The 3,420-nt window shown below is 66.5% G+C and carries 2 protein-coding genes and 1 pseudogene; all 3 read left to right on the top strand.

Going from position 1 to position 3,420, the window contains the following annotated elements:
* A partial coding sequence (locus tag JWQ05_RS07855; RefSeq protein WP_299657143.1) for an LptF/LptG family permease occupies positions 1 to 405 on the top strand: 405 nt, incomplete at its 5' end.
* Positions 405 to 3,074 (top strand): LPS-assembly protein LptD, encoded by a 2,670-nt coding sequence (locus tag JWQ05_RS07850; RefSeq protein WP_299657140.1) that lies wholly within the window; start codon positions 405 to 407, stop codon positions 3,072 to 3,074. The genes JWQ05_RS07855 and JWQ05_RS07850, both read left to right, overlap by 1 nt.
* Before the next feature lie 48 nt (positions 3,075 to 3,122).
* Positions 3,123 to 3,420 (top strand): annotated as a pseudogene (pdxA, locus tag JWQ05_RS07845) (4-hydroxythreonine-4-phosphate dehydrogenase); the annotation flags it as partial.

Raw genomic sequence — 3,420 nt, 5'->3', positions numbered from 1 at the left:
CTGATCGCCTCGACCCTGGTGCCGTCGCAGGTGCGCCAGCGCTTCACGCCCCCGGAATCCGTGCCATTCTGGCAACTCCCCGAGACCATCGCGCGCTTCGAACGAGCCGGCCTCGATTCCACCCGCTACCGCCTCCAGTACGATGTGCTGATGGCCAGACCCGTCCTCTTCCTCGCCATGGTCCTGGTGGCGGCCAGCGTTTCCTTAAGGTTCTTCCGCTTTGGTGGCGTAGGCCGATTGGTGCTGGGCGGCGTCGCGGCGGGGTTCGTGCTGTACGTCGCCCGACAGGTGCTGGAAGGCCTCGGTGCCTCGGGAATCGTGACGCCGGCTGTGGCGGCGTGGTTCCCCGCCGTGGTAGGGAGTCTCCTCGGTACGCTCACGCTTCTCTATCAGGAGGACGGCTGATGTCGGACTCGGTGGTGGGGAAGGGTCGAGGGCCTTGGCAGGAGTTGGGACTGGCGTTGCGTAAGGTCGCCGACATCGCGTTGGCCACGGGGCTCGTGGCACTCCTCACGGCCGCCGCACCCGCGGTGCCGGGCGGGCGGGCGCTCGCCCAAGGAGCACACAAGGCTGGTGCGCCGCCGAAATCGGCGTCCGGCCCGAAGGCCGCCGACAAGCCGGCCGATCGTCTCCTCGTGGAGGCCGCCGAGCTGATCTACGACAACGATCGCAACACGGTGACGGCGCGCGGCAATGCCGAGCTGCATTACGGCCCGCGCGTCCTGCAGGCGGACCGGGTGACCTACGACCGCAATGCCAGCCGCGTCTACGCGCAGGGCAACGTGCGGCTCACCGAGGCCAGCGGCGCCGTGCTCACCGGCGAGAAGATGGAGCTCACCGACGACTTCAAGAGCGGCTTCATCGACGCGCTGCGCGTGCAGCAGACGGTTGAGCTGCACGGTCAGCCCGTGCGCACGCGGTTCTCGGCGCCCCGCGCCGAGCGGATCGAGGGCGACACCACCAGCTTCGAATACGGCACCTACACGGCCTGCGAGCCGTGCAAGAACAATCCGGAGACGCCGCCCCTCTGGCAGATCCGCGCCACCAAGATCATCCACAACAACGAGACCCACACGGTCGCATTCGAGGAATCGACCCTCGAGATCGCCGGTATCCCGGTGGCCTATCTGCCCTATTTCGAGACCGCCGACCCGACGGTGAAGCGCAAGACGGGCTTCCTGACGCCGCGCTTTCTCACCTCGACGGCGCTCGGCTCGGGCGTGGCGACGCCATTCTTCGTGAACCTCGCGCCGAACTACGACCTGACGCTCTCGCCCGCCTTCCTGAGCAACCAGGGCGTCCTCGGCCAGGCCGAGTTCCGCCATCGGCTGGAGACGGGCTCGTACAACCTGCGCCTCTCCGGCATCTTCCAGACCACCCCGAGCGCCTTCCTGCCCGGCCCCCTCGGGGCGGGCGACCGCGACTTCCGGGGATCGGTGGAATCGAAGGGCCAATTCTATATCAACGACCGTTGGCGCACCGGCTGGGATGTCGTCGGCGTCACCGACAAGTGGTTTTTGGACAATTACCGCATCCGCAACCAGAGCATCACCACGGATTACTTCCGTGAGGCCGTTTCCACGGCCTATCTGATCGGCCAGGGCGACCGTTCCTGGTTCGAGGCGCGCGGCTATTACTTCAAGGGCCTGTCGAGCTTCGATTGGCAGAAGGAACAACCATTCGTCGCGCCGGTGATCGATTACGACAAGCGCATCAACGGGCCCGCGCCCTTGGGCGGCGAGGTCCGGTTCGAGTCCAACATCACCAGCCTAACGCGCCAGGCCACCGACTTCCAGGCGGTGCAGAGCCCCACCGGCTACCTGCTGAGCCCGTCCATCAACGGCAAGACCTACAATCTCTATGAGACCTGCACGACCTTCGAGCGGGGCAAGTGCATCGTCCGGGGCCTGGCCGGGACTAACACCCGCGCCTCGGCCCAATTGTCCTGGCGCCGCACCTTCATCGACGATGTCGGACAGGTCTTCACACCGTTCGTGTATCTGCGCACCGACGCATTCTTCGTGGACCCGCGTACGTCCGGCTACCAGAACGCCCTGGTGCAGAACATCGCGCATCAGGACGCCGATTTCTCCGGTCGCGTGATGCCGGCCGTCGGCATCGATTACCGCTATCCGTTCGTCAGCAATTTCGGGCCGCTCGGCGTCCACACGATCGAGCCGATCGCCCAGGTCATCGCGCGGCCGAGCGAGACGCATATCGGCCGCCTGCCCAACGAGGACGCGCAGAGCCTGATCTTCGACGACACCTCGCTGTTCGAGTGGGACAAGTTCTCCGGCTACGACCGCGTCGAGGGCGGCGTGCGCACCAATCTCGGCGCGCAGTACTCGGTGGTGACCCCGGCGGGCTGGTACGCGAACGCCATGTTCGGGGAGTCGATCCAGATCGCGGGGGTGAACTCCTTCCGCCGGGGCGACATCGCCAATGTCGGCCTCGATTCCGGCCTCGAGAACCGGCGTTCGGACTTCGTCGGCCGCGTCCAGGTCTCGCCGAACCAGAACATCACCTTCATCACGCGCGGCCGCTTCGATCAGGCGGATCTCGGCGTGAACCGGTTCGAGACGGGCATCATCGCGCGGCTCTCGCCGTTTGCGCCGATCGACCTGTCGGCCTTCTATTCCTACTACAAGGCGCAGCCCGCCCTCGGCTTCGCCAACCGCCGCGAGGGCGTGACCGCCTCGGCCACCTACCACGTCACGCCGAACTGGTTCGTGACGGGCTCGGCCCTCATCGACATGTCGCACTACCTCGATGTGCGCGACAATTTCAAAACCGCCTACGCCTCCTATCTGTCCAATCCCATCGGCGACGCCCCGGTCTACTCCAACCCCGGCCGGTTCTATCTCTCCGGCATGAGCATCGGCGGCGGCTACCAGGACGAGTGCACGACGGTGTCGGTGAACTACATCGTGTCCCCGACCGCCGCCGCGCTCGGCACCAGCGAGCGCAACCGCACCTTCCTGTTGCGGCTCGAACTCAAGACCCTGGGCGAGGCCGATTTCCGCCAGAACCTCGGGACCGCAGTCACGGCCGACGGCATCTCGACAGTCCGTTGAGACATCGCTTCGGTCCGGGGCGGAAAGGCCTGCGATGAGTGGCCTGCGATGAGTGGCCGACATGCACCGATCGCCCTGACGCTGGGCGATCCGGCCGGGATCGGACCGGAACTCACTCTGATGGCGTGGCTGCGGCGCGACGACGGACCCGGCCTGCCGCCCTTCTTCCTGATCGGCGATCCGGAATTCTTCGAACGTCGCGCCAGCGCGATGAACCTGCAGGTGCCGATCGCCGATGTCGGGCCCGATCTCGCGGTCGAGGTGTTCTCGCGGGCACTTCCCGTGATGCCGCTGCCGAGCGGCATGCGCGTCGATGCCGTGGCGGGTCGCCCGGACAGCGCGAATG

Origin of the sequence: Methylobacterium sp. (assembly GCF_028290105.1) — a bacterium.
Classification (GTDB): Bacteria; Pseudomonadota; Alphaproteobacteria; order Rhizobiales; family Beijerinckiaceae; genus Methylobacterium.
Note: the sequence above shows the minus strand (reverse complement) of the source record. Positions and strands in the feature narration are given on the sequence as shown.